This is a genomic window from Micromonospora sp. NPDC049559 (assembly GCF_040676675.1).
Classification (GTDB): Bacteria; Actinomycetota; Actinomycetes; order Mycobacteriales; family Micromonosporaceae; genus JBFAPK01.
In genome coordinates this window covers 24596-47375 of record NZ_JBFAPK010000044.1, presented here as the reverse complement: position 1 = coordinate 47375, position 22780 = coordinate 24596, and the positions used below count along the sequence as shown (strand labels likewise).

The 22780-nt window shown below is 72.9% G+C and carries 24 protein-coding genes; 14 read left to right on the top strand and 10 right to left on the bottom strand.

The features are described 5' to 3' along the window. Window positions 1-9 precede the first annotated feature (9 nt). From AB0J86_RS33285 to AB0J86_RS33265, 5 genes are all read left to right on the top strand, one after another. On the top strand, window positions 10-1083 hold the full coding sequence (locus AB0J86_RS33285; protein ID WP_363861650.1) for a helix-turn-helix transcriptional regulator: 1074 nt from the start codon (window positions 10-12) through the stop codon (window positions 1081-1083). A gap of 133 nt (window positions 1084-1216) precedes the next feature. Beyond that, window positions 1217-1978 carry a protein phosphatase 2C domain-containing protein gene (locus AB0J86_RS33280; RefSeq protein WP_363861649.1) on the top strand — a complete coding sequence of 254 codons (762 nt, stop codon included), beginning with the start codon at window positions 1217-1219 and terminating at the stop codon, window positions 1976-1978. A 113-nt stretch (window positions 1979-2091) separates the two neighbouring features. Further along, the gene (locus AB0J86_RS33275; RefSeq protein ID WP_363861648.1) at window positions 2092-2928 is read left to right on the top strand and encodes a universal stress protein; all 837 of its coding nucleotides are present in this window, start codon (window positions 2092-2094) and stop codon (window positions 2926-2928) included. Between the two features lie 6 nt (window positions 2929-2934). Further along, window positions 2935-5358 (top strand): phosphoketolase family protein, encoded by a 2424-nt coding sequence (locus AB0J86_RS33270; protein ID WP_363861647.1) that lies wholly within the window; start codon window positions 2935-2937, stop codon window positions 5356-5358. Window positions 5359-5369: 11 nt separating this feature from the next. Continuing rightward, window positions 5370-6254, top strand: a complete 885-nt coding sequence (locus tag AB0J86_RS33265; protein WP_363861646.1) for a universal stress protein — start codon at window positions 5370-5372, stop codon at window positions 6252-6254. Here the strand turns inward: AB0J86_RS33265 and AB0J86_RS33260 are convergent. The 3 genes from AB0J86_RS33260 to AB0J86_RS33250 all read right to left on the bottom strand — a co-directional run bounded on the left by AB0J86_RS33260 (window position 6240) and on the right by AB0J86_RS33250 (window position 8800). Continuing rightward, a complete protein-coding gene (locus AB0J86_RS33260) occupies window positions 6240-7022 on the bottom strand; it encodes an amino acid ABC transporter ATP-binding protein (RefSeq protein WP_363861645.1) in 783 nt (260 codons plus the stop codon). The two genes, AB0J86_RS33265 and AB0J86_RS33260, sit on opposite strands and share 15 nt — an antisense overlap. A 5-nt stretch (window positions 7023-7027) precedes the next feature. Beyond that, complete coding sequence (locus AB0J86_RS33255; protein WP_363861644.1) at window positions 7028-7888, bottom strand: amino acid ABC transporter permease; 861 nt, start codon at window positions 7886-7888, stop codon at window positions 7028-7030. Between the two features lie 81 nt (window positions 7889-7969). Continuing rightward, the gene (locus tag AB0J86_RS33250; RefSeq protein WP_363861643.1) at window positions 7970-8800 is read right to left on the bottom strand and encodes a basic amino acid ABC transporter substrate-binding protein; all 831 of its coding nucleotides are present in this window, start codon (window positions 8798-8800) and stop codon (window positions 7970-7972) included. A gap of 57 nt (window positions 8801-8857) precedes the next feature. Here AB0J86_RS33250 and AB0J86_RS33245 point away from each other — a divergent pair, with 57 nt between their 5' ends. Then, entirely contained in the window at window positions 8858-9631 is a 774-nt protein-coding gene (locus AB0J86_RS33245) for a GNAT family N-acetyltransferase (protein ID WP_363861642.1), read from the top strand. Here AB0J86_RS33245 and AB0J86_RS33240 read toward each other — a convergent pair. Further along, a complete protein-coding gene (locus AB0J86_RS33240) occupies window positions 9615-10280 on the bottom strand; it encodes a helix-turn-helix domain-containing protein (protein ID WP_363861641.1) in 666 nt (221 codons plus the stop codon). The two genes, AB0J86_RS33245 and AB0J86_RS33240, sit on opposite strands and share 17 nt — an antisense overlap. Before the next feature lie 85 nt (window positions 10281-10365). Here AB0J86_RS33240 and AB0J86_RS33235 point away from each other — a divergent pair, with 85 nt between their 5' ends. Continuing rightward, window positions 10366-11286: a class I SAM-dependent methyltransferase gene (locus AB0J86_RS33235; RefSeq protein WP_363861640.1), complete on the top strand. Its 921-nt coding sequence runs from the start codon at window positions 10366-10368 to the stop codon at window positions 11284-11286. 77 nt (window positions 11287-11363) lie between these two features. After that, the gene (locus AB0J86_RS33230) at window positions 11364-12203 is read left to right on the top strand and encodes an NAD-dependent protein deacetylase (RefSeq protein WP_363861639.1); all 840 of its coding nucleotides are present in this window, start codon (window positions 11364-11366) and stop codon (window positions 12201-12203) included. 23 nt (window positions 12204-12226) lie between these two features. On the opposite strand, the gene AB0J86_RS33225 is transcribed toward AB0J86_RS33230, so the two are convergent. The 3 genes from AB0J86_RS33225 to AB0J86_RS33215 all read right to left on the bottom strand — a co-directional run bounded on the left by AB0J86_RS33225 (window position 12227) and on the right by AB0J86_RS33215 (window position 13199). Continuing rightward, window positions 12227-12682, bottom strand: a complete 456-nt coding sequence (locus AB0J86_RS33225) for an SMI1/KNR4 family protein (protein ID WP_363861638.1) — start codon at window positions 12680-12682, stop codon at window positions 12227-12229. A 71-nt stretch (window positions 12683-12753) separates the two neighbouring features. Beyond that, window positions 12754-12936 carry a hypothetical protein gene (locus AB0J86_RS33220; protein ID WP_363861637.1) on the bottom strand — a complete coding sequence of 61 codons (183 nt, stop codon included), beginning with the start codon at window positions 12934-12936 and terminating at the stop codon, window positions 12754-12756. Continuing rightward, entirely contained in the window at window positions 12936-13199 is a 264-nt protein-coding gene (locus AB0J86_RS33215; protein WP_363861636.1) for a hypothetical protein, read from the bottom strand. The genes AB0J86_RS33220 and AB0J86_RS33215 overlap by 1 nt, the downstream gene beginning before the upstream one ends. 289 nt (window positions 13200-13488) lie before the next feature. On the opposite strand from AB0J86_RS33215, the gene AB0J86_RS33210 reads away from it, so the two are divergent. After that, the gene (locus AB0J86_RS33210; protein ID WP_363861635.1) at window positions 13489-13710 is read left to right on the top strand and encodes a winged helix-turn-helix domain-containing protein; all 222 of its coding nucleotides are present in this window, start codon (window positions 13489-13491) and stop codon (window positions 13708-13710) included. A 97-nt stretch (window positions 13711-13807) separates the two neighbouring features. Here AB0J86_RS33210 and AB0J86_RS33205 read toward each other — a convergent pair whose 3' ends face one another. Next, a complete protein-coding gene (locus AB0J86_RS33205; RefSeq protein ID WP_363861634.1) occupies window positions 13808-14581 on the bottom strand; it encodes a GntR family transcriptional regulator in 774 nt (257 codons plus the stop codon). 93 nt (window positions 14582-14674) lie between these two features. Here AB0J86_RS33205 and AB0J86_RS33200 point away from each other — a divergent pair, with 93 nt between their 5' ends. The 3 genes from AB0J86_RS33200 (at window position 14675) to AB0J86_RS33190 (ending at window position 17955) form a co-directional block, all read left to right on the top strand. Continuing rightward, window positions 14675-15478 carry an enoyl-CoA hydratase/isomerase family protein gene (locus AB0J86_RS33200; protein ID WP_363861633.1) on the top strand — a complete coding sequence of 268 codons (804 nt, stop codon included), beginning with the start codon at window positions 14675-14677 and terminating at the stop codon, window positions 15476-15478. Window positions 15479-15540: 62 nt separating this feature from the next. Next, a complete protein-coding gene (locus tag AB0J86_RS33195) occupies window positions 15541-16953 on the top strand; it encodes an acyl-CoA synthetase (protein ID WP_363861632.1) in 1413 nt (470 codons plus the stop codon). Between the two features lie 153 nt (window positions 16954-17106). Then, the gene (locus AB0J86_RS33190) at window positions 17107-17955 is read left to right on the top strand and encodes a hypothetical protein (protein WP_363861631.1); all 849 of its coding nucleotides are present in this window, start codon (window positions 17107-17109) and stop codon (window positions 17953-17955) included. A gap of 44 nt (window positions 17956-17999) precedes the next feature. On the opposite strand, the gene AB0J86_RS33185 is transcribed toward AB0J86_RS33190, so the two are convergent. Next, a complete protein-coding gene (locus AB0J86_RS33185) occupies window positions 18000-20618 on the bottom strand; it encodes a tetratricopeptide repeat protein (RefSeq protein ID WP_363861630.1) in 2619 nt (872 codons plus the stop codon). Window positions 20619-20925: 307 nt separating this feature from the next. On the opposite strand from AB0J86_RS33185, the gene AB0J86_RS33180 reads away from it, so the two are divergent. Continuing rightward, window positions 20926-21375 (top strand): hypothetical protein, encoded by a 450-nt coding sequence (locus AB0J86_RS33180; RefSeq protein WP_363861629.1) that lies wholly within the window; start codon window positions 20926-20928, stop codon window positions 21373-21375. A gap of 21 nt (window positions 21376-21396) precedes the next feature. Beyond that, window positions 21397-21810 carry a peptidase inhibitor family I36 protein gene (locus AB0J86_RS33175; protein WP_363861628.1) on the top strand — a complete coding sequence of 138 codons (414 nt, stop codon included), beginning with the start codon at window positions 21397-21399 and terminating at the stop codon, window positions 21808-21810. 55 nt (window positions 21811-21865) lie between these two features. On the opposite strand, the gene AB0J86_RS33170 is transcribed toward AB0J86_RS33175, so the two are convergent. Next, window positions 21866-22738 carry an oxidoreductase gene (locus tag AB0J86_RS33170; RefSeq protein ID WP_363861627.1) on the bottom strand — a complete coding sequence of 291 codons (873 nt, stop codon included), beginning with the start codon at window positions 22736-22738 and terminating at the stop codon, window positions 21866-21868. Between the last annotated feature and the right edge of the window lie 42 nt (window positions 22739-22780).

Sequence of the window (22780 nt, the reverse complement as noted above, 5' to 3'; positions counted from 1 at the left end):
CTTGTCGCCGTGGTCACTCGCCGCCAGGCCCACCGGGCCGTCCTGGGCATGCTCCGCGACATCACCGGGGTACGCCCGCCGCCCGCGGAGATGTTCCGGCAGTGCACCGACCTGCTCCGCGAGTCGGTCGGGTTCGACGCGGTCTGTTGGCACCTCAACGACCCGGTGACCGGGCTGATCGGCACCGTACAGGCCGACGGGCTCGACCCGCGCGGGTTCGCCCAGGCCGTCGCGATGGAGTACGGGGCCGACGACGTCGCGACGTTCGTCAAGATCCGGCAGAGCGGCCAGCCGGCGGACGCCCTCAGCCAGGCCACGCAGGGGCGGGTCGACCGGAGCATCCGCTACCGGCAACAGCTCGCCTCGGCCGGCTTCGGCGACGAACTGAGGGCGAACTTCGACGCGCGGGGCGGCCGGTGGGGGTGCGCGGCGTTCATGCGGGCACCCGACCGGGGCTTCTACACGCCGCACCAGCTGCGGCTCGCCCGCCAGGTCGCCCGGGAACTCGGCGCCGCGCTGCGTGACCTGCACCGGCCGCGCGGCGAGCGGGGACCGTACGCCGACCACCTGCCGGCGACGGCCGTGCTCGGTGCCCGCAACGAGCTGCTGGCGGCCGACCCGGCGGCCCAGGCGATCATCGACGAGCTGACGGAGGACGAGCCGGGTCTCGCGGTGCCGGCCTGTTTCGTCGTCGTCGCCACCGAGGCCCGGCGGGCGTACGCCGACCGGGTCACCCGGCCCGCGAAGGCCCGCGTCCGCGACCGCGGCGGCGCGTGGCTGGTCGTACACGCGTCCCTGCTCGACGGCCGCGCCGACGGTCGGGTGGCCGTGGTGGTGACCGCGGCCTCCCCCGTCGAGGTGCTGCCGGTCGTCCTCACCGGCTACGGGCTCAGCGGCCGCGAGCAGGAGGTGGCGCTGGCGGTCGTACGCGGCGGCAGTACCAGCGAGATCGCCCGAGCCCTGTCGTTGACCAACCTGACGGTGCAGGACCACCTGAAGTCCATCTTCCAGAAGACCGGGGTACGCAGTCGCCGCGAGCTGATCGCGCGGCTGCTCGCGATGGCGCCGCCCGAGATCTGGTAGCGAGCCGGCCGAGACCTGGAGAAACCGGGCCGGGTCGCGGCGTGCCGGCGTGGGAGGCCGACCCCGGGGCCCGACCTTGCTAGCGTGGTCGATCATGCCTGCCCACCTGCCCGCGTCCGACCGGGGCTGACCGATGCCGGTCGAGAGCGACGTCGTCCGCAGCCTCGAATGGGGCCCGTACCGGCTGGAGGTGGCCGCCGGTACCCGGGTCGGCAACCGGTACGCGGCCAACTTCGACGTGCTGCACGTCGACGAGAAGCTGCCCTTCTTCGCCGTCGCCGACGGGATGGGCGACGGGCGGGGCAGCGCGCTGGCCGGCACGACGGCCATGTCGACCCTGGTCCGGCAGGTACGCGAGCTGGACGGTGCCGCCGACGCGGCCGCGCTGCGGGCGGCGGTCGCCGCGGTGCAGCGCCGCGTGCGTACCGCCGGGGCCCGGCTGGCCGAGCTGACCGGGTGCACGCTGACCGCCCTGCTCGCCGGCGCCTCGGGCGAGGACGCCTGGATCGTCCAGCTCGGCGACTCCCGGGCCTACCGGCTCCGGGGCGGCCTGCTCGAACTGCTCACGGTCGACCACACCGTCGCCTGGCTCGGCGCGGTCTACGGCTGGTACCCCGCCGACTCGCCGGCCGCGGCCTCGGCCCGCTACCAGCTCACCCGCTACGTGGGGCACCCCGACGAGCCCGAGCCGGACCTGTCGAACGTCTCGCTGCGCCCGGGTGACGTCTACTGCCTCTGCACGGACGGGGTGGCCGAGCAGGTCGACTACCACCGGCTGCGGGAGCTGCTCGCCGGGGCGCCGGCCGCCGCGGCGCGTACGGTGCTGGCCGACACCCTGGCCGCGGGCGGCCGGGACAACGCCACGATCGTGGTCGTGCGGGTCGAATCCCGCTAGCCGGCCCCGCCACACCGGCGCCACCACTACCGTAAGGAATTGGACGGGTACGCGGCGTGTCCACGTCCTCGGCCGCCGGACGTACCGGGTGACCGGTCCCGGAGGTGACGACGATGAGCGCTTACGCCAAGGCGCCGATCGTGGTCGGGGTCGACGACACCCCACTCGGGCTCTCCGCCGTCCGGATGGCCACCCGGGAGGCGGCCCGGTACGAGCGCCCGCTGCGGATCGTGCACTCCTTCAACTGGAGCCCCGAGCTGGAGGCCCCGCCCGCCAACGAGCTGCGCCGCCCCACCGAGCTGCTGCTCGACCGGGCGGCGACCACGGCGCGCTCGGCCGAGCCGAGGGTCGAGATCAGCACCGCGCTGATCGAGGGCCCGGCACTCACCACCCTGCTGCGCGAGTCCGGCTCGGCCGCGCTGACCGTGATCGGCGACGGCGAGCTGACGTGCCCCGACGCGGTACCGGCCGACACGCTGTCGGTGCAGATCGCGGCCCGGGCCGGCTGCAGCGTGCTCGTCGTCCGCGAGAGCCCGCCGGACCAGGGACCGGTACTGGTCGGCTTCGACGGTTCCGGCGGCTCGTACGCGGCGCTCGACTTCGGCTTCGACGCGGCCGCCCGGCGCGGCACGGAGCTGCTGGTCCTGCGCGCCTGGGATCCGGAGGAGCACCCGCACCGGGAGGCGCCCACCACCGAGCAGCTGGCCGAGGCGGTGCGCCCCTGCCGGGAGAAGTACCCCTCGGTACGGGTCACCGAGCGGGTCCGGGTCGACGATCCCGAGCAGGTGCTGATCGCCGAGTCCCGGCAGGCCCAACTCGTGGTGGTGAGCGCGCGTGGCGACCAGCCGTGGCGGGGAATGTTGGGTTCGGTATCCCAGGCACTGCTCTACCACTCGCCGGTGCCGGTGGCGGTGGTCCGCAGCGCCCACGAGCTCTACATCCAGGAGTGAGACGACGTGGCGACCGCGCTGGAACAGCAGGCACCCCTGACCGACGACGAGCTACGGCGCGTCGACGCGTACTGGCGGGCGGCGAACTACCTCACCGTCGGGCAGATCTACCTGCTGGACAACCCGCTGCTGCGCGAGCCGCTGCGGGCCGAACACGTCAAGCCGCGCATCCTCGGGCACTGGGGCACGAGTCCGGGGCTGAACCTGGTCTACGTCCACCTGAACCGGGCGATCGTACGGCGCGCGCTGAACGCGATCCTGGTGACCGGGCCGGGGCACGGCGGGCCGGCGATCGTGGCGAACACCTGGCTGGAGGGGACCTACAGCGAGCTGTACCCGTCGGTCTCCCGGGACGAGGCCGGCATGGCCCGGCTGTTCCGGCAGTTCTCCTTCCCGGGCGGCATCCCGAGCCACGTGGCCGCCGAGGTGCCCGGCTCGATCCACGAGGGCGGCGAGCTGGGGTACTCGCTGATGCACGCCTACGGCGCCGCGTTCGACAACCCGGACCTGCTGGTCGCCTGCGTGGTCGGCGACGGGGAGGCCGAGACCGGGCCGCTGGCGGCGAGCTGGCTGTCGAACGTCTTCCTCAACCCGGCCCGCGACGGCGCGGTCCTGCCGATCCTGCACCTGAACGGCTACAAGATCGCCAACCCGGCGGTGCTCGACCGGATTCCCCGTCACGACCTGCTCGGCATGCTGCGCGGCTTCGGCTACCAGCCGTACCTGGTCGACGGGGTGGCGAACGAGGTTCCGGTCGGCGGGGTCAGCAGCACCCGGGTGCACCGGGAACTCGCCGCGACCCTGGACCGGGCGCTGGACGACATCGCGGCGATCCAGGGACGGGCCCGCGGCACCGGCCGGGCCGAGCGCCCTCGCTGGCCGATGCTGGTGCTGCGGACGCTCAAGGGCTGGACCGGGCCGGTCGAGGTGGACGGGCACCAGGTCGAGGGCACCTACCGCGCCCACCAGGTGCCGCTGGGCGGCGTACGCGACGACCCGGACCGGCTGGCCGAGTTGGAGCGCTGGCTGCGCGGGTACCGGCCGGAGGAGCTCTTCGACGCCACCGGCGCCCCGGTCGAGGAGCTGCTGGCGCTGCCACCCACCGGGGAACGGCGGATGAGCGCCAACCCGCACGCCAACGGCGGCAGCGTACTGCGCGACCTGGTCCTGCCCGACTACCGCGACTACGCCGTACCGGTCTCGGCGCCCGGCGGCGCGGTCGCCGGGCCGACCCGGGTGCTCGGCAGCTGGCTGCGCGACGTGATCGCGGCGAACCCGGACCGGTTCCGGCTCTTCGGGCCCGACGAGATCTCCTCCAACCGGCTCGACGCGGTCTTCGAGGTGACCGACCGGGTCTTCCTCGGGGAGATCCGACCCGACGACGACCACCTCTCCCCCGACGGGCGGGTACTGGAGGTCCTCTCCGAACACCTCTGCCAGGGCTGGCTGGAGGGCTACCTGCTCACCGGCCGACACGGCCTGTTCACCAGCTACGAAGCGTTCATCCACGTCGTCGACTCGATGGTCAACCAACACGCCAAATGGCTCAAGGTCACCCGCGACATACCCTGGCGGCGACCCGTCGCCTCCCTGAACTACCTGCTCTCCAGCCACGTCTGGCAGCAGGACCACAACGGCTTCTCGCACCAGGACCCCGGCTTCATCGACCACGTCGTCAACAAGAAGGCCGAGGTCGTCCGCGTCTACCTGCCACCGGACGCCAACACCCTGCTCTCCACCATGGACCACTGCCTACGCAGCCGGCACTACGTCAACGTCGTGGTCGCCGGCAAGCAACCCGCCCCCTGCTGGCTGCCGATGGAGGACGCCATCCTGCACTGCCGGCGCGGACTCGGCATCTGGGACTGGGCCAGCAACGACACCGGCACCGAGCCCGACGTCGTCCTCGCCTGCGCCGGCGACGTACCCACCCTCGAAACCCTCGCCGCCACCGACCTGCTCCACCAACACCTACCCCAGCTCAAGGTACGCGTCGTCAACGTCGTCGACCTCATGCGGCTACAACCCGCCGACGCCCACCCCCACGGCCTCCCCGACTCCGAGTTCGACACCATCTTCACCCGCGACAAGCCGATCATCTTCGCCTACCACGGCTACCCCTGGCTCATCCACCGCCTCACCTACCGCCGCACCAACCACCCCAACCTCCACGTCCGCGGCTACAAGGAAGAAGGCACCACCACCACCCCCTTCGACATGGTCATGCTCAACGACCTCGACCGCTTCCACCTCGTCATGGACGTCATCGACCGGGTACCCGGCCTCGGCCCCACCGCCGCCCACCTACGCCAACGAATGGCCGACGCCCGGCAGGAATGCCGCGACCACACCCGCCGCTACGGCGAGGACGCCCCCATGGTGGCCGAGTGGCGCTGGCGGGGCCGCTCCGCCGAATCGACCCCCTCGTAGCGGAGGCGACCATGCGGACCGATCCCATCCTCGTCGGCTTCGACGGCTCCGACCCGGCGCGCGCCGCGCTGGACTGGGCCCTGGACGAGGCCGCCCGCACCGGCCAGCCGGTGCGGCTGCTCTACGTCTTCGAGTGGGTCGACTTCGGCAGCGCGATGGCGCCCGGCATCGGCCCCGGCGGGTGGCACGACGAGGTCGCCTGGCGCGAGGTCGAGGCGATGCTGCGCGCCGTGGAGAGCGAGGCCGCCACCACCCACCCGGGCGTACGGGTCGGCGGCGAGGTGGCCGACGGCCCGGCCAGCGGCCTGCTGCTGGAGCGGTCCGCGCAGGCGGCGCTGGTGGTGCTCGGCCACCGGGGGCACGGCGGGTTCGCCGGGCTGCTGGCCGGCTCCACCGCCGTCGCGGTCTCCTCGCACGCGCACTGCCCGGTTGTGGTGGTGCGCGGCGAGCCCCGGCGCAAGGAGCCGGTGGTGGTCGGCGTGGACGGCTCGCGGTACTCGCTGCTCGCGCTGGACTTCGCCCTCGACCGGGCGGCCACCCGCCGGGTGCCGCTGCGGGTCGTGCGCACCTGGACGCCGCCGTCGGTGCCGTGGCGGTCGCCGGAGCTGAACCTCGCCGAGGTGGACGACGCCGAGCGGGCCGCCGTGCGGGAGCTGCTCGCGCCGCGCCGGGAGCGGTACCCGGGCGTCGAGGTCGACGTCGAGGTGGTGGCCGGCAACCCGTCGGTGGTGCTGGCCGACGCGGCCCGGGCGGCGCAGCTGGTCGTGGTGGGCAGCCGTGGTCGGGGCGGCTTCACCGGGCTGCTGCTCGGCTCGGTGAGCCAGCAGCTGATCAACCACAGCGAGTGCCCGGTGGCCGTGGTCCGGGAGCTGGGACAGTCCTCAGGCGCCCGTTGAGTGGTGCGCGCCGATCTCGGCCTCGCTGACCCGGGTCGGTTCGAGCACCCGGTGCAGGAACTCCCGGGTACGCGCCTGGCTCGGCGCGCCGAACAGCTCGGCCGGCGGACCCGACTCGACCACGGTGCCGCCGTCCATGAAGACCACCCGGGAGGCGACCTCCCGGGCGAAGCTCATCTCGTGCGTCACCACCAGCATGGTCATGCCGTCGGCGGCGAGCGAACGCATCACGGCGAGCACCTCGCCGACCAGCTCCGGGTCGAGCGCGCTGGTCGGCTCGTCGAAGAGCATCAGCGCGGGGTCCATCGCCAGCGCGCGGGCGATGGCGACCCGCTGCTGCTGCCCGCCGGAGAGCTGTGCCGGGTACGCGTCGGCCTTGTCGGCCAGCCCGACCCGGTCCAGGTTCGCCGTGGCGATCCGGGCCGCCTCGGCGCGGGAGCGGCGCAGCACCCGGCGCTGCGCGATGGTCAGGTTCTCCCGGACGGTGAGATGGCCGAAGAGGTTGAACTGCTGGAAGACCATGCCGATGCGACGGCGGACCGCGTCGATGTCGCAGTCCGGGTCGGTGACCTCGACGCCGGAGACGTGCACCGTACCGCCGGAGGGCTGCTCCAGCAGGTTGACGCAGCGCAGCAGGGTGGACTTCCCGGAGCCGGAGGGGCCGATCACGCAGACCACCTCGCCGGTCTCCACCGACAGGTCGATGCCGCGCAGCACCTCCAGCCGGCCGAACGACTTGCGCAGACCACGGATCTCGATGGCGGGCACCCGGTTCACCTCTCCCTCGCGGCCCGGCGCTCCAGCCACCGGACCAGCTGCGACAGCGGCAGCGTCACCACCAGGTAGAGCAGGCCGGCCACCACCAGCGGGGTCGGGTTGACCCGGGTGTTGAGGGCGTCGCCGGCGTACTTGGTCAGCTCGATGGTGGAGGCCGTCACGCCCAGGACGTACGCCAGCGAGGTGTCCTTGGTCAACAGGATGATCTCGTTGGTCAGCGGCGGGATGACGATCCGGAACGCCTGCGGCAGCACGATCGAGACCATGGCCCGGGGATGCGACATGCCCAGCGAGCGGGCCGCCTCCAGTTGCCCCTTCGGCACGGCCTGGATGCCGGCGCGCAGCGTCTCGGCCATGTACGCCGCGGCGGTCAGGCCGAGGCCGACGGTGACCGAGCCGTACACCCCGCCCGGGATCTCGCGGTCCGGGAAGGCCAGCGGCACGCCGTAGCCGACCATGAAGAGCACCAGCAGCGCCGGCAGGCCGCGGAACAGCTCGACGTACGCGGTGGCGAACCAGCGGTACGGCGGCACCGACGAGAGCCGCATCAGGGCCAGGACCAGGCCGAGCACGAGCCCGAAGGCGAAGGCCAACAGGGTGTAGCAGATGGTGTTGCGCAGCGCGACCGTGACCGCCTCGGGAAACATCGAGCGGGCCACGTCGAGCCGGAAGAACGCGTCGGCGAGCCGGCCCCAGTCGGCCGCCGCCGCCACGCCCGCCAGCAACAGCAGGAAGACCAGGTACCCGGCCAGCCGGGCCAGGCGTTGCCGCTGCCGGCGCCCGAGCCGCCGCCGTACGGGTGCCGGGGCGGCACCGGCGGACGCGGGCCGTTCCGGCAGTGTGTCGGGTCCTGCCATGCCTCCCAGTCCCTTCCCGGGTCGCCGGGGGCGAGCAGGCCGTACCGCCGTTCGCCCCCGGGTCAGCCTCTACGTCGCTGGTCAGCTCGCCGGCTTCGCGCCGATCCACTTCTCGTAGATCTTGTCATAGCTGCCGTCGGCCCGCGCCGCCGCGAGCGCCTCGTTGATCGTCTTCAGCAGCTCGGGGTTGCCGCCCTTGCGGACCGCGAAGCCGTACTGCTCACCGGTGTCGAAGCCGTTCGCGACGACCACCTTGCCGGGGTTCGCGCGCACGTACTCGTTCCAGACCGGCAGGTCCCCCACCGCGGCCTCGATCTGGCCGGTGGCCAGCGCCTGCTGCGCGGAGCCGAGATCCTTGTACGACACGATGGTGATCTTCAAGCCCTGCTGGTCGTTCTGCTGCTTGACGTAGTCCTCGCCGGTGGTCGCGCCCTGCACGCCGAGCCGCTTGCCGCTCAGGTCGGCCAGCGTCTTGTACGGCTTGCCGGCCGGCACGGCCAGCGCCTGGGTGGCGTCGAAGTACGGGTCGGTGAAGTCGATGACCTTCTTGCGCTCGTCGGTGATGGTCATGCCGGCCGCCGCCACGTCGCACTTGCCCGAGTTGAGGTCGGCACCAGACTTGATGCCCTCGAACGGCGTGTCCACGATCTCCTGGGTGACGCCGAGCTTCTTGGCGGCCAGGTCGATCAGGTCGACGTCGAAGCCGACGACCTTGCCGCTGGCGTCCTTGGACTGGAACGGCGAGTACGGCAGGTGCGTGCAGGTGGTGAGCTTGCCGGCGTGCACGAGCTTCACGCCGCTGTCGGTCGTACCGCCGGTGTCCTCCTTGGCGCAGGCCGCCGCGCCGAACGCCAGCAGCAGCGCCCCCACGGTCAGCGCGGTACCGCGCCGGATGCCTCGAAGCCGCTCCATCCGCACACCCTCCCCAGGGCCGGTCGAATCACGTGATCCCGATAGGTTATGCCAGTCATGACGATCAACAGCGTGCACGACCGGGCCGAGCTGGCCGAGTTACTCTCCCGTGACCTGGCGCTGCACGCGTACGAGCTGGGCGACCTCGACGACTTCTTCTGGCCGTACACGACCTGGTACCGCCACGGCGACTCGGTCGCGCTGCTCTACCACGGGTCCGACCCGCCCACCCTGCTCGCCCTGGACCGGCCGGAGCACGCCGACCGGCTGGCCGCCCTGGTCGACGGGCTGCTGCCGCTGCTGCCGGTACGCTGCCACGCCCACCTCAGCCCGGGCGCGGAGTCTCGGCTCGCCGACCGCTTCGCGGTCGAGTCGCACGGCCCCCACCTGAAGATGGCGCTCACCGACCCCGACCGGCTGCCGCCCGCCGACCCGGCCGCCGTCGTGCTCTCCGCGGCCGACCTGCCGGAACTGCTGCCGCTCTACGCCGCCGCCTACCCGGGCAACTGGTTCGACCCGCGCATGCTGGGGACCGGCCAGTACGTCGGGGTGCGCCGCGACGGCGAGCTGCTGGCCGTGGCCGGGGTGCACGTCTGGTCCCCCGGCTACCGGGTGGCCGCGCTGGGGAACGTGACCAGCCATCCCCGGGTACGCGGGCAGGGGCTGGCTCGGGCGGCGGTGGCGACGCTCTGCCGGCGGCTGCTCGGCACGGTGCAGCGGGTCGCGCTGAACGTGCGGGCCGACAACGAGCGGGCGGTGGCCCTCTACACCGGCCTCGGCTTCACCCCGGTCGCCGAGTACGGCGAGTTCTCCCTCACCGCCCGCGGGTAGCGCGGGTCCGGTCAGGGGTCTTTCCCGGTACCGACACCGCGGGCGTCGGTAGCGGCACCGGCGGCGGTGCGGACCCGGGCGGGGCCTCGCACGCCCGGATCATGAGTGCGGCGAAGCGCCGGGAGGCCGCGATCCGTGCCGCCGGCGTACTCGCGCGGATGCCGTCGTTGGCCATGATCATGAGGATCAGGTCCTCCAGGACGACGTCGGGGCGCAGGCGGCCGGTGTCCTTGGCGCGGCGGATCAGTGCGGCCGCGCGGGTCAGCGAGGACGTGCGCATCGCGGCGAAGTCCATCGCGCGCGGGAAGGTGGACTTGACCGCCGCGGTGAAGCCGCGATCACGCGCCTGTAGCTCGCAGAGCCTCTCGACGGCGAGGCGGAATCCGCGCCAGGGATCGGGGTCGGCGAGCCCCTCGTCCAGGGCGGATCGCCAGGCGAGCGCCTGGGCGGCGAACGCCTCGGCGGCCAGCATCTCCTTGGTCGGAAAGTGACGGTAGAGGGTCGCGGGCCCGACCTCCGCGCGTCGGGCGATCTCCCGGACAGGCACGTCCAGGCCGTCGGTGGCGAACACCGCGCGGGCCGCGTCGAGGATGCGGTCGCGGTTGTCCCGGGCGTCGGAGCGCTGGTTCCGAGGCAAGCGAGCGATCACCGCTCCCATTTTAGGCGGACGGACGGGAATGTCCGTTACGGTCCGCTGATCACCAGTCCAAGTCCGGAGAAGGGTGAGGCGGAACGTGACTTCGACCAGGCACGACGGAGACGACTGGGACCTGGCGTCCAGCGTCGGCGCGACCGCGACCATGGCCGCGATGGCCCGGGCGATCGCGACCCGCACGGATCGCCCGATCATCGACGACCCGTACGCCGAACCGCTCGTCCGGGCGGTCGGCATCGACCTCCTCACCCGGCTGGCGTCCGGCGAACTGCCTCCCGACGACCTGGTCGACCGGGTGGCGATCGACGGCGCCAAGGTGCGGACCAGGTTCTACGACGAGTTCTTCCTCGACGCGGCCAACTCGGGGATCACGCAGGTCGTGATCCTGGCTGCGGGGTTGGATTCGCGCGCGTACCGGCTGCCTTGGCCGACCGGGACCGTGGTGTACGAGGTCGACCAGCCGCGGGTCATCGAGTTCAAGACCCGCACACTGGCCGAGTTGGGCGCCGCGCCCACCGCCGACCGGAGGGTTGTCGCGGTCGACCTGCGCGACGACTGGTCCGCCGCGCTGCGTACCGCCGGGTTCCAGCCGGCCCTGCCGAGCGCCTGGAGCGCCGAGGGTCTGCTCGGCTACCTGCCGCCCGAGGCCCAGGATCGCCTGCTGGACACCGTCACCGAACTCAGCGCGCCGGGGAGCCGGGTGGCCACCGAAAGCAGGCCCAACCCGCGACCGGGCGACGAGGACCGGACGCGGAAGGGCCTGGACAGCATCTCCGAACGCTGGCGGGCGCACGGGTTCGACACCGACATGGCGAGGCTGCGATATTTCGGCGCGCGCAACGAGGCCGCCCCCTACCTGACCGGCCTCGGCTGGACGCTGGACGCGATCAGCACCCGGGACCTGTTCGCCGCCAACGACCTGCCACCCCTCGAGGCCGACGACCTGCGCATGAGCGACCTGCGCTACGTCAGCGGCACCCTCGACAAGACGCCGAAGTAGCTCCGCGCCCCGGGTAACCTGCGTCACCCCGGGCGGCCGGCCTCGCCGCACGGAGTTGGCTGAGGCAGCATGGTCTCGTGGTGGAGGAGCGGTACGGTGCGCTGACTCGGCTGCTGGCCGGCGGCGACGTGGTGGTGCTGAGCGGGGCGGGACTGTCGACCGAGTCCGGCATTCCGGACTACCGGGGGCCGGACGGCGCGCTGCTGCGGCGCACCCCGATGACGTACCAGACCTTCACCCGGGACGAGGCGGCCCGGCGGCGGTACTGGGCCCGCAGCTTCGTCGGCTGGCGCACCATGGCCCGGGCGGAGCCGAACGACGGGCACCGGGCGGTCGCCCAACTGGAGCGGCTCGGCCTGGTCACCGGCGTGATCACCCAGAACGTCGACGGCCTGCACCAGGCGGGCGGCAGCCGCGAGGTGATCGAGCTGCACGGCAGCCTCGGCCAGGTGATCTGCCTGGACTGCGGCGAGGTCAGCACCCGGGAGGAGCTGGACGAGCGGCTGCGGCGGGCCAACCCGGGCTTCGACTTCGGCGCGCTGGAGGTCAACCCGGACGGCGACGTCGAGCTGCCCGAGGCAGCGGAGCGGACCTTCCGTACCGTCGACTGCCGGGCCTGCGGCTACGGCATGCTCAAGCCGGACGTGGTCTTCTTTGGCGAGACCGTGCCGGCCGAGCGGGTCCAGGCGTGCTTCGCGCTGGTGGAACGGGCCCGGCTGCTGCTGGTCCTCGGCTCGTCGCTGACGGTCATGTCCGGCCGCCGGTTCGTGCTGCGCGCCGCGAAGCTCGGCATCCCGGTGGCGATCGTCAACCGCGGCCAGACCCGTGGCGACCACCACGCCACGCTCTGCCTCGATGCGCCGCTCGGGGTGGTCCTGCCCGAGCTGGTACGCCGCTGCGACGCCCTGGTCGCCTGAAGGTTTTCGGTAGCAGGGATCGGTCAGGACCTGACCCCGCGTCGCGCGACGAACTCCAGGAAGTCGGCCGCCTCCTTCGTCGGCTCGCCGGCGTCGTGGAAGCGAAACCACACCTCGTCGTGACACCGGCCGTCGGTGACGGGAAAGCCCCAGTAATCCCCGGTGCCCACCGGCGCCACCGCCAGGAAGGATCCGTCGGGGAACTCGCCGCGACTGACCGACACGATGTCGTCGACGCCGTCGGCTCCTCGCCCAGGAACCGTCAGTAGATCCACGAATCCGAACTGACCGCCGCCGTAGCGCACCATGAAGGCCTTGTACCGCGCCGGCAACACCACGCCGAGCGCCCGCTCCGCGCTGGCGATCTCGTCGTCCGTGGCCGTACGTGCCTCGATCAGCGGAAAGTCATGTGCGGCAACCATCCTTGCCGACCGCTCACGTAACGGCTCGACCAGCCTGTCGAACTCCGCGAAATCCACGCCGCCAAGGTAGGCCACCTCGGACGACCTCCGCGCCTACCCACCCGCAGCCGACGCGCCCGCAGATCTGGTCACGTCGCCGGGCCGTCCCGGGTCGCCTTCGGCCTCGCACCGAACATCTCCCGGTGCTTCTCCTGGTGCGCCCGGACGCTGACCTCCCAGGCTTCCTGGTCCATGTCCGGATCAGGCGGTACCCACCGGTGCGATCCGTCCTCGTAGTGCATCGGCTCGTCACCACGCCGAAGGATCCCCATCAGCGCGTCCAAGCGATGAACCGAGCGTGCAGCTCGGTCGGGTTGATGTCGGTCCGGTTCAGGCGCAGATAGAGATCGGCAGTGGCGATGAAGAGTTGATCAGCCATCTCGATCGACAGACCGATCCGATCTCTGCCGTACCGCTCGCGTAGCCGCGCCTTGGCTGGATCGCAGGGCCATGTCCGGAAGCACGTGCCGCAATTCCATTCGGGTCGGGCGGGCTTGTGACCGTCCACGGCTTCCTGGGCGAGGTAACGCAGCATCACCGCTCCCCCGGCCAGTGACCTCGATTGAGAGGTACGCGGTGCCGGGCTCGGCATGGCAGCTCAGAGCCGCAGCGGCAGATTCGGCGCCAGCGCCGCCATGACCACACCGGTCGATGTCGCCGGGCGAGGGTCAATGCGGCATGGATCAGGTACTCGTCGTAGCGGACCATCTGCACCTCACAGGGATCGCAACCTACGTTACCCGGTACACCCAGTATCGCTACGATACCCCGTATCGCTTGTTGTCTCCCCCGGCGTGTTGTCTTGACGCTGGGAGGAGGTACGCGTGGCCGAGCCGCTGTACCAGCAGATTGCCGACGACATCACCCGACAGATCGAGTCAGGTGTATTGAAGCCTGGCGACAGGCTGCCCAGCACGAGCAAGCTGTGCGAGATCTACGAAGTCTCGGAGACGGTCATCCGGTTCACCATGATCCAGCTCAAGGCTCGAGGTCTGGTGTACGGCCAGCCAGGCCGAGGCGTCTACGTGGCCGGGGACAAGAAGTAACAGCAGGGGGTGCGGCCAGGTGGGAGCGGGCACCTCATTAGCAGCGCACCCGCACATCGTCGAGAGTTGAACAGTTCGCCTGTTCCAAGCACGGCACTCAGCGGGTCGACGACGCGGTGGCGAGGCGGGCCAGCCACGCCTCGGCCGCCGGGGTACGCCCGCCGAGCGTGTCGCCGAGCGCCAGGACGAAGGTCCGGTGGCCGTGTCCGTCCAGCGCCGCCAGCACCGTGGCCGGGTCGCCGTCCTCGACCGCCGCGAGCAGGGCGCCGTGCCGCTCGACGTTGCCGAGCAGGTCCTCGCGGTCCCGCCGGGCCCGCTGGTTGAGCCCCATGCAGAGTCGCATCTGCGACGAGAGTGACCGGTACGCCTCCTCCAGCCGCCCGTGCCCGGCCAGCCCCACCAGCGCCAGGTGGAAGCCGAAGCCGTGCCCGGTCACCGCCGCCGCGTCGCCGGCGCGCGCCGCCTCGGCCATCTCCGCCAGTGCGGCGCGGCAGCGGTCGAGCCGGGTGGCGTCGCGGACCGGTACGCCCAGCTCGACCGCCATCCGTTCGAGCTGGTCGCGGAGGGTGAAGATCTCGTACACGTCGTGCAGGGTGATCGGGACGACGATGACGCCGCGCCGGGGCTGCTGGACCAGCAGTCCCTCCTGTTCGAGCACCCGCAGCGCCTCGCGCAGCGGCGGGCGGGAGATGCCGAGCTGCTGGGTCAACCGGTTCTCCACCACCCGGTCGCCGGGCCGTAGCTCGCCCGTGAAGATCATCGCGCGGACCGCGTCGGCGGCGAGCTGGGAGAGGCTGGGTGGCGCCAGGATGCGCCGTGCGGTCCGCACCGCCGCCCGGTCCGCGCCGGTGGCCTGCTCCACTGCCGCCACGGCGGCCCTCCCCGATCAGGTCCCACGTCGTCGTCTTTTGTAGACAAGCCTACAATCACCGGAGCAGTCGCCGGTGTCCCGCGGAGGTAGCCCGTGTCCCCGCCCCCGAACGAGGGCGTCCCCGCCGGGGCGGAACTCGTCGTCGAGCAGGCCGGCCCGGTCCTCACGGTCACGTTCGACCGCCCGGCCCAGCGCAACGCCATGACCTGGGCCATGTACGACGGGCTCTACGCCGCCTGCGAGCGCGCCGACGCCGACGCCACGGTACGGGTGCTGGTGCTGCGCGGCGCCGGTACGGAGGCGTTCGTCGCCGGTACCGACATCGCCCAGTTCGCCGAGTTCGACGGCGGCGCCGACGGGGTGGCGTACGAGCGGCGCATCACCGAGGTGCTGGAGCGGCTGGAGGCGGTCGACGTACCGACCGTGGCGGTGATCCGCGGCTACTGCGTCGGCGCCGGGCTCGCCCTCGCGGCCGTCTGCGACCTGCGCCTGGCCACCCCGGACGCCCGCTTCGGCATCCCGGTCGCCCGGACCCTGGGCAACTGCCTCTCGATGCCCACGTACGCGCTGCTGGTCCACCACCTCGGCCCGGCCCGGACCATGGAGCTGCTGCTCAACGCCCGGTTCTACACCGGGCAGGAGCTGCACGCCGCCGGTTTCGTCGGCGAGGCGACCGAGGAGCTGGACGACGCGCTCCGGCGCGCCGTCGACCGGTTGACCGGGCACGCCCCGCTGACGATGTGGGCCACGAAGGAGTCACTGCGCCGGCTCCGGCGCGCCGCCGTGGCGACGGTGGACTGCGACGACGTCGTGGCCCGCGTCTACGGCAGCGCCGACTTCCGCGCGGCGGTACGCGACTTCACCGCCAAACGGCCGCCGACCTGGACCGGCCGGTGAACAGGGAGGGGCCGCCCGCCGCGGCGCGCCCCTCGTCGACACCCCAAGCAAGGAGCACCCGCATGTTGCTGCCGGCGTTGTCCGGGGCGTTCGGTGACCGGCCCGACGCGATCCAGATAGCGGACCAGACGGCGTCCCGCGAGGCGGTGCTGGGGGCCGCCACCGCCACCGCCGACCGCATCGCCGGCCTCGACGCGGTGGCCGTCTGGGCGACCGCGAGCATGGAGACCCTGGTCGGCGTCGTCGCCGGCCTGATCGCCGGGGTACCGGTGGTGCCGGTGCCGCCGGACGCCGGCCCGGCCGAGCGGGACCACGTACTGCGCGATTCGGGGGCGGCGCTGCTGCTCGTCGCGCCCCGCGAGGCCGCCGCGCCGGCGCTGCACGGTCTCCCGGTACCGGTCGCGCCGATCAACCTCGCCGCGCGCTCGTCGACCAGCTACCCGGAGCCGCCCGCCGAGCAGACCGCGCTGATCCTCTACACCTCCGGCACCACGGGCGCGCCGAAGGGCGCGCTGATCCCGCACGGCGCCATCGCCGCCGACCTGGACGCGCTCGCCGACGCCTGGGCCTGGACCCCCGACGACCTGCTGGTGCACGGCCTGCCGCTGTTCCACGTGCACGGGCTCGTGCTGGGGGCGCTCGGCCCGCTGCGGCTCGGCTCCCGGCTGCGGCACACCGGCCGGCCCACGCCGGAGGCGTACGCCGCCGCGGGCGGCACGCTCTACTTCGGCGTACCGACGGTCTGGTCGCGGGTCTGCGCGGTACCGCCGGCCGCCCAGGCGCTCTCCTCCGCGCGGCTGCTCGTCTCGGGCAGCGCGCCCCTGCCGGTCCCGGTCTTCGAGCTGCTCCGCGAGCTGACCGGGCAGCGCCCGGTGGAGCGGTACGGGATGACCGAGACGCTGATCACGATCAGCACCCGGGCGGACGGCGAACGCCGGCCCGGGTACGTCGGCCTGCCGTTGGCGGGGGTCGAGACGCGGCTGGTCGGCGACGACGGCACGGCCGTACCGGCCGACGGCGAGTCCCCGGGCGAGCTGCAGGTGCGCGGCCCGGTGCTGTTCCGGGGCTACCGGAACGCGGCGGAGGCCAACGAGCGGGCGTTCACCCCGGACGGCTGGTTCCGCACGGGCGACATCGCCACCGTCGGCCCCGACGGCTGGCACCGCATCGTCGGCCGCGCCTCCACCGACCTGATCAAGAGCGGCGGGTACCGGATCGGCGCCGGCGAGGTCGAGAACGCGCTGCTCGCCCACCCGGCCGTACGCGAGGCCGCGGTGATCGGCGCGCCCCACCCCGACCTCGGCCAGCAGGTCGTCGCGTACGTGGTGGCCGAGTCGGTGACCGAGGCGCAACTGATCGACTTCGTCGCCTCGCGGATCGCCGTACACAAGCGACCCCGGCGGGTGCACCTGATGGAACGGCTGCCCCGCAACGCCATGGGCAAGGTCCAGAAGAAACTGCTCCCCAGCGGCTGAACGCGCCCGGTCGGCGACGCCGAGTCCCGCCGGCGGGACGGTCCCGCATAGACTCCGCTCGACCACTGGACGACGCGGGGGAAACCGGCAATGTCAACGAACCAGACCGAGGGTGGAGCGCCGGCCACGCCGGACGGACCGCAGGGGGGACGAATGAGCGGGTTCCGGACCAAGCTTCTCGCCGCGCTGGCTGCGGTGGCGCTGGCCGCCGTCGGCGCCGTCTTCACCCCGCTGGGCGAGAAGGTGGCGAACGCCATCTGGCCCGACTCGCCGGAGGAGACGCCGGCCCCCGTCCTCTCCGACGGCAAGCTCGTGCCCAACCAGCCCTGCCGGCCGGGCGGCCCGCCGCTCAGCCTCGCCCTCTCGTACGACTTCGAAGCCCCGGGGTCGACCTGGTGGGCAACCGCCGAGAACCTGCCGTCCATACTTCCGGCGCTCAACGCGAACAACGAGTTCGATCCGGACAAAGTGCTGGCGAAGTACCAGCCGGTCCGGTCGCAGTACAACGCCGGTACGCCGTTGAAGCTGATCGCGACCGGCTGCGGCCCGGAGCCGGTGGTCATCAAGAACATGTACGCCGAGGTGACGAAGCGCGCCGCCCCACTGAGCGGCACCCTCGTCTGGCACCCGCCGGCGGGCAATCTCGACATCACCGCGGTCGGGTTCGACCTCGACACCCCCAAGCCGCGCGCGCGGACCTACGACGGACTTGAGAACAAGCTGGGTGGGGATTTTTTCGCGAAAAAGGTCGTGCAGGTTGCGCCCGGTGAGGCCGTCCCAATGTCGATAGAGGGGTTGACCAAGCGCTCCTACCTCGAATGGTCCATCGCGGTCGAGGCGTTGGTCAACGGACAACCGTGGAACATCAGCGTCTTGCTTCCCGGCGACAAGCTGATCCGCAGCACCGCCGCCGTGCCGGCCTACCGGTCGGTGTACCACTTGGACAGCGGGAACGGCGTCTACATACCGTTCGACCCGAAGGACCCGTGGGGTGGGATCTAGGTTGACCGGCGGTGGCGGGCGCCGAGGCGAGGAAGCCCGGACCGTCACCGACGGACCGGGCTCGTCTCGGTGATCGCGGCGAGTTGGGCGCGGACCTGCTCGGCCTGCGGCATGCCGAGCTCGGCGTAGAGGTCCAGCGCCGCCGCGTAGTGCCGCTGTGCCCCGGCCTCGTCGCCGAGCGCCAGCCGGGCCTGGCCGAGGCCGGCCTGGGCGCGGGCCCGCTGGTCGAGGGCGCCGATCTCCAGGGCGAGGGCGTGCGCGGCCTCGTGGTGGGTCACGGCCTCGGCGGGCCGCCCGGCGGCGTGGGCGGCCTCGCCGAGCCCGTTGAGCGCGTACGTCTCGCCGTCCCGACCGCCGCTGTCGCGGAAGAACTCCAGCGCCCGCCGGTGCTGCTCGACCGCGCGGTCCGGCCGGCCGAGGCTGGTGTGCAGGATGCCGAGGCTGTCCAGCGTCCAGGCCTCGCCGTCGCGGTCGCCGCGCTGCCGGTACAGGGCCATGGCCTGCTCGATGTGCTCGGCGGCCGGACCGTACCGGCCCAGCCGCACCTCGACGTCGCCGAGGTTGCCCAGCGCGGAGGCCTCGCCGGTACGGTCGCCGGCCCGCCGGCACAGCGTCAGGGCCTGCTCGTAGCGCTCGGCGGCGGCCCGGTACCGCCCCAGCCGTCCCTCGACGAAGCCGAGGTTGCCCAGTGCGCGGGCCTCACCGGTGGGGTCGCCGGCCTGCCGGTACCGGACCAGGGCCTGCTCGTGGTGTTCCGCCGCCGCGCCGTACTGACCTAACCGGGCGGCCCGGATGCCGAGGTTGGTCAGGGCGCGGGCCTGGCCGACCAGGTCACCGACCCGCCGGTGCAGGGTCAGCGCCCGCTGGAGGTGCTGGCCGGCCGGCTCGAACCGCCCCATCTGCACCTCGGTGGCCCCCAGGTTGGTCAGGGCGTGCGCCTGCCCGCGCGGGTCGTCGAGGTCGCCGGCCGCCCGCTGGGCGTGCTCGTGGACGGTCAGGCCGTCGGCGTTGTACCCGCCATTGAGGTACCGGAACAGGGTGGCCGACAGCCGGACGGTGTGCGCCGGCCAGCCCCGGGTCGCGGCGTGCACGGCGACCGCGACGAGGGTGTGCCGCTCGGCGTCCAGCCAGGCGCGAGCGGCGCCCGGTTCGGCCAGGTCGGGCACCGGGGTGGCGGGCGCGGCGATCCTGGGCCGGCGGTGCGCCTCGGCCGGGAACAGGGTGTCCATGGCCGTGGCGGCGGTGGCCAGGTAGTGGTCGAGGAGGCGGGTCAGGGCCTGCCGGCGCGCGGGTGGTGGGTCCTCGTCGGCGGCGCGACCGGCCGCGTGGGACCGGACGAGGTCGTGCAGGGCGTACCGGCCCGGGGTCGCGTCCTGCAGCAGGTGGTCGCGGCGCAACCGCCGCAGGTGCGCCTCGGCGGTGGGCAGGTCGGTGCCGGCGAGCGCCGCGGCGGCGTACGCGTCGAGGTCCTGCCCGGGGTGCAGCGCCACCAGCCGCAGCAGGCGCTGCTGGTCGGCGGCGAGGTGCCGGTAGGACAGGTCCAGGGCGAGTTCGACCCGGTCGTCCAGGCGCCGGTCCCGGTGCCGCTCGTCGAGCCGGTCCGCGTGGTCGGTCAGGGTCCAGCCGGACCGGCCGCGGATGTGTCCGGCGATCAGTCCGACGGCCAGCGGTAGATGCCCGCAGCGCCGGACGATCCGGGCGGCGGCGTCCGGGTCCGGGCCCACCGGGACGTCCGGCACGGCCCGCCGCAGGAACGCCTCGGCCTCCACGGCGGTGAAGCCGTCCACCGTGAGGTGTGTCGCGTCGGGCAGGCCGCCGAGGCCGCGTCTGCTGGTGACCAGGGTGAGGCAGCCGGGGGATCCCGGGAGCAGGTGGCGGACCTGTTCGGCGTCGGCCGCGTCGTCCAGGATCACCAGCGCCCGGTGATCGGCGACGCGTTCGCGGTAGGCGGAGGCGCGGGCCGGCAGCTCGTACGGGATCTTGTGCCCCGGTACGCCCAGCAGCCGCAGGAAGCCGTCCAGGACGGCGGCCGGTTCGGCGGGTGGCTGGGCGGGGTCGGGGTGGAATCCCCGGAGGTTCACGAAGAGCACCCGCTCGAACGGCTCCTCGCGGGCGAGGAAATGCCCGGCGTGGATGGCGAGCAGCGTCTTGCCGACCCCGGCCATCCCCTCGATCGCGCAGGTCACCGCGGCGCCCGCCCGCCGGCCCTGCCGCACCGCCCGGCGCAGCCGCGCCAGTTCCACGGTACGGCCGGCGAACTCGGCCGGGTCCGGTGGGAGCGCGTCCTGGACCCGTACCTGGGTCGCCGCGCGGGCCTCCCCGCCGACCACCCGCAGCGCCTGGCGCCACTGGGCGACGTACCCCGGGTCGGGGTGCAGCGCCGCCACCACCGCGACCACCAGGTCGGTGTTCAACCGCCGTCGGCCGCGCCGGAAACAGTCCACCACCGTGGTCTTCCGGGCCAGCTCGCCGACCGGCCGGCCCGCGTCGGTCCAGGCCGCGTTGACCCGGTCCTTGATGGACTCGTACGACGGGTCGCCCGCCCAGACCTTCAACCAGCGCAGCCGCTCGACCAGTTCGTCGAGCGTGCCGGCCTGGCCGGGGTCGGGCAGCGCGGCGAAGGCGTCGGCGGGCGGGCGGGCCGGTTCCCGCGCAGGCGGCATGGTTCGGCTCCTGACCGAGGGGGGTCTCGGGCGAGCCCAGGTTAACCACCGCCGCGTCGGGTGATGTCACCTTCGCCAACTTTGCGACATTTGCTGGCCGGGCGCGTCGGGGCGCCGCGCGTACCGCGGCGGTCGGATTCGGTCGGATTCCACCCGCCGGGCGGGTCACTGCTGTTCGGTGAGGGGGCGTGACACCGGAGGGAGGGGATCCGGTGCCGCGGCCACGAACCCGTCTCCCGGGAAGTCTCCCCGGGGGAGGAAGACACGGAGGTAGCGAGCGATGCGGAGATTCCTGACGCGGCGAAACTTGTCGATCATCGGAGCGGTGGCGGCCCTGCTGCTCGGGTTCGCCGCCCCGGCCTCCGCCGACAGCGGTGGCGGGGCGTCCATCATGGCCGGGCCGTGCGGATCCTCGTACGCGCTGGTCGGGCACCACCCGGTCGGCAACCAGTACACCGACAGGATCGACATGTACCTGGACGTCTACTACTCGTCGACCGCCAGGCGGAACTGCCTCGTCGCCAACCACTCCGGCGACGCCTACGGCGAGTACCGGAATTCGCTCGCCAAGATCCGGCCGTCCGGATACGCCTGGCCGGCCTGCCCCAGCGTCGGCTGCGACCAGGGCAACTACGCGTACTACGCGGGACCCGTCTACACGCCGGCCGGGGTGGACATGTCCCACCGCTGCGTCGACTTCGGCGGGATGGCCGGCATCCAGGTCGACAAGATCCTCTACAACCAGCACTGCGGCTGAGCGGGACGGGAGGACGGGAACGTGTTCACCTTCAGGAAAACGATCACGCACGCGCTCGTGGCGGTGGCGGGAGCCGCGGCCCTGGTCGGGGTCACCCCGACGGTCGCGTCCGCCGCCACCCGGAACGGCGTGTGCGAGGGCGGGGAGATCTGCTTCTACTGGGGCTACGGCGTCGAGGGGTCGATTTCGGACTTCACCACGTCGATCGACAACTACGGCAGCACCCAGCCGGGCTGCTACGAGTTCAAGTCCCCGGACGACGGCCAGTACCAGTGCATGAAGAACAACGCCGCCTCGGCGCTGAACCTCAGCTCCCGGACCGTCCGCGTCTACGTCAACAGCTACTACGGCGGCCGCTACGAGGACATCCGGCCCTACACCTCGGCGAACCTCACGGTGACCGCCAACAACAACGCGTCGCACAAGTTCCTCTGACCGGGAACGGTGGGTACGCCGGCAGGGTCCGGCGTACCCACCGGGGTCCGTCCGCTCAGCCGGCGGCGGTGAAGTCCACGTCGCGGGCGGCCGGCTCCCAGGCCAGGAACTCGGCGCGGGCCCGGTCGAGGCTCGCCGAGATCGCGTCGGCGGCGTCGTTGCCCAGCGGCAGGCGCAGCGGGGTCGGGTCGGCGTCGAGCGCGGCGAGGATCGCCTCGGCCGCCCGCGCCGGGTCGCCGGGCTGGCGGCCGTCGTCGGCCGTCAGGTTCGCGGCCACCGCGCCGACGCTGTCGGCGTACGCGTCGAGGGCCGGGGAGCGCAGCAGGGCGCCGGCGCCGTTGAAGCCGGTACGGAACGCCCCCGGCTCGACGATCAGCACCTTGATCCCGAACGGCGCGACCTCGGCGGCGAGCGCCTCGGAGAACCCTTCGAGGGCGAACTTGGTGGCCGAGTACGCCGAGACCCCGGCGAAGGAGAGCCGGCCGCCCATGCTGCTGAGCTGGACGACGGCGCCGGAACCCTGGCCGCGCATGTGCGGCAGCACGGCCCGGGTGAGCGCGGCCGGGCCGAAGAAGTGCAGTTCCATGAGATCCCGCAGTTCCCGGTCGGTGGTCTCCTCGACCGCGCCGACCAGGCCCCGGCCGGCGTTGTTGACCAGTACGTCGATCCGGCCGTACCAGAGCATCACCTGGGCGACGACGGCGGCGATCCGGCCCGGGTCGGTGACGTCCAGCTCGACGGCGCTGGCCCGGTCGGGGTACGCCGCCACGAGGTCCTTCAGCGTCTCCGGGCGGCGGGCGGTCGCCACCACGGTGTCGCCGGCGCGCAGCGCCGCCTCGGTGATCGCGCGGCCGAAGCCGGAGGAGGCGCCGGTGATCAGCCAGACCCGACCGGTCGGGCGGCGGGTGGACGGGGTGTCGGTGGACATCTGGGCCTCCGGTGTCGCGGGTCGCAGCCGCTGGACGAGCGG

What these genes read in the sequence shown, in the direction of transcription:
- AB0J86_RS33280 (WP_363861649.1), top strand. Translation starts at nt 1,217, where the DNA reads ATGCCGGTCGAGAGCGACGTCGTCCGCAGCCTCGAATGGGGCCCGTAC.
- AB0J86_RS33275 (WP_363861648.1), top strand. Translation starts at nt 2,092, where the DNA reads ATGAGCGCTTACGCCAAGGCGCCGATCGTGGTCGGGGTCGACGACACC.
- AB0J86_RS33265 (WP_363861646.1), top strand. Translation starts at nt 5,370, where the DNA reads ATGCGGACCGATCCCATCCTCGTCGGCTTCGACGGCTCCGACCCGGCG.
- AB0J86_RS33255 (WP_363861644.1), bottom strand. Translation starts at nt 7,888, where the DNA reads ATGGCAGGACCCGACACACTGCCGGAACGGCCCGCGTCCGCCGGTGCC.
- AB0J86_RS33250 (WP_363861643.1), bottom strand. Translation starts at nt 8,800, where the DNA reads ATGGAGCGGCTTCGAGGCATCCGGCGCGGTACCGCGCTGACCGTGGGG.
- AB0J86_RS33245 (WP_363861642.1), top strand. Translation starts at nt 8,858, where the DNA reads ATGACGATCAACAGCGTGCACGACCGGGCCGAGCTGGCCGAGTTACTC.
- AB0J86_RS33220 (WP_363861637.1), bottom strand. Translation starts at nt 12,936, where the DNA reads ATGGGGATCCTTCGGCGTGGTGACGAGCCGATGCACTACGAGGACGGA.
- AB0J86_RS33215 (WP_363861636.1), bottom strand. Translation starts at nt 13,199, where the DNA reads ATGCTGCGTTACCTCGCCCAGGAAGCCGTGGACGGTCACAAGCCCGCC.
- AB0J86_RS33195 (WP_363861632.1), top strand. Translation starts at nt 15,541, where the DNA reads ATGTTGCTGCCGGCGTTGTCCGGGGCGTTCGGTGACCGGCCCGACGCG.
- AB0J86_RS33190 (WP_363861631.1), top strand. Translation starts at nt 17,107, where the DNA reads ATGAGCGGGTTCCGGACCAAGCTTCTCGCCGCGCTGGCTGCGGTGGCG.
- AB0J86_RS33185 (WP_363861630.1), bottom strand. Translation starts at nt 20,618, where the DNA reads ATGCCGCCTGCGCGGGAACCGGCCCGCCCGCCCGCCGACGCCTTCGCC.
- AB0J86_RS33170 (WP_363861627.1), bottom strand. Translation starts at nt 22,738, where the DNA reads ATGTCCACCGACACCCCGTCCACCCGCCGCCCGACCGGTCGGGTCTGG.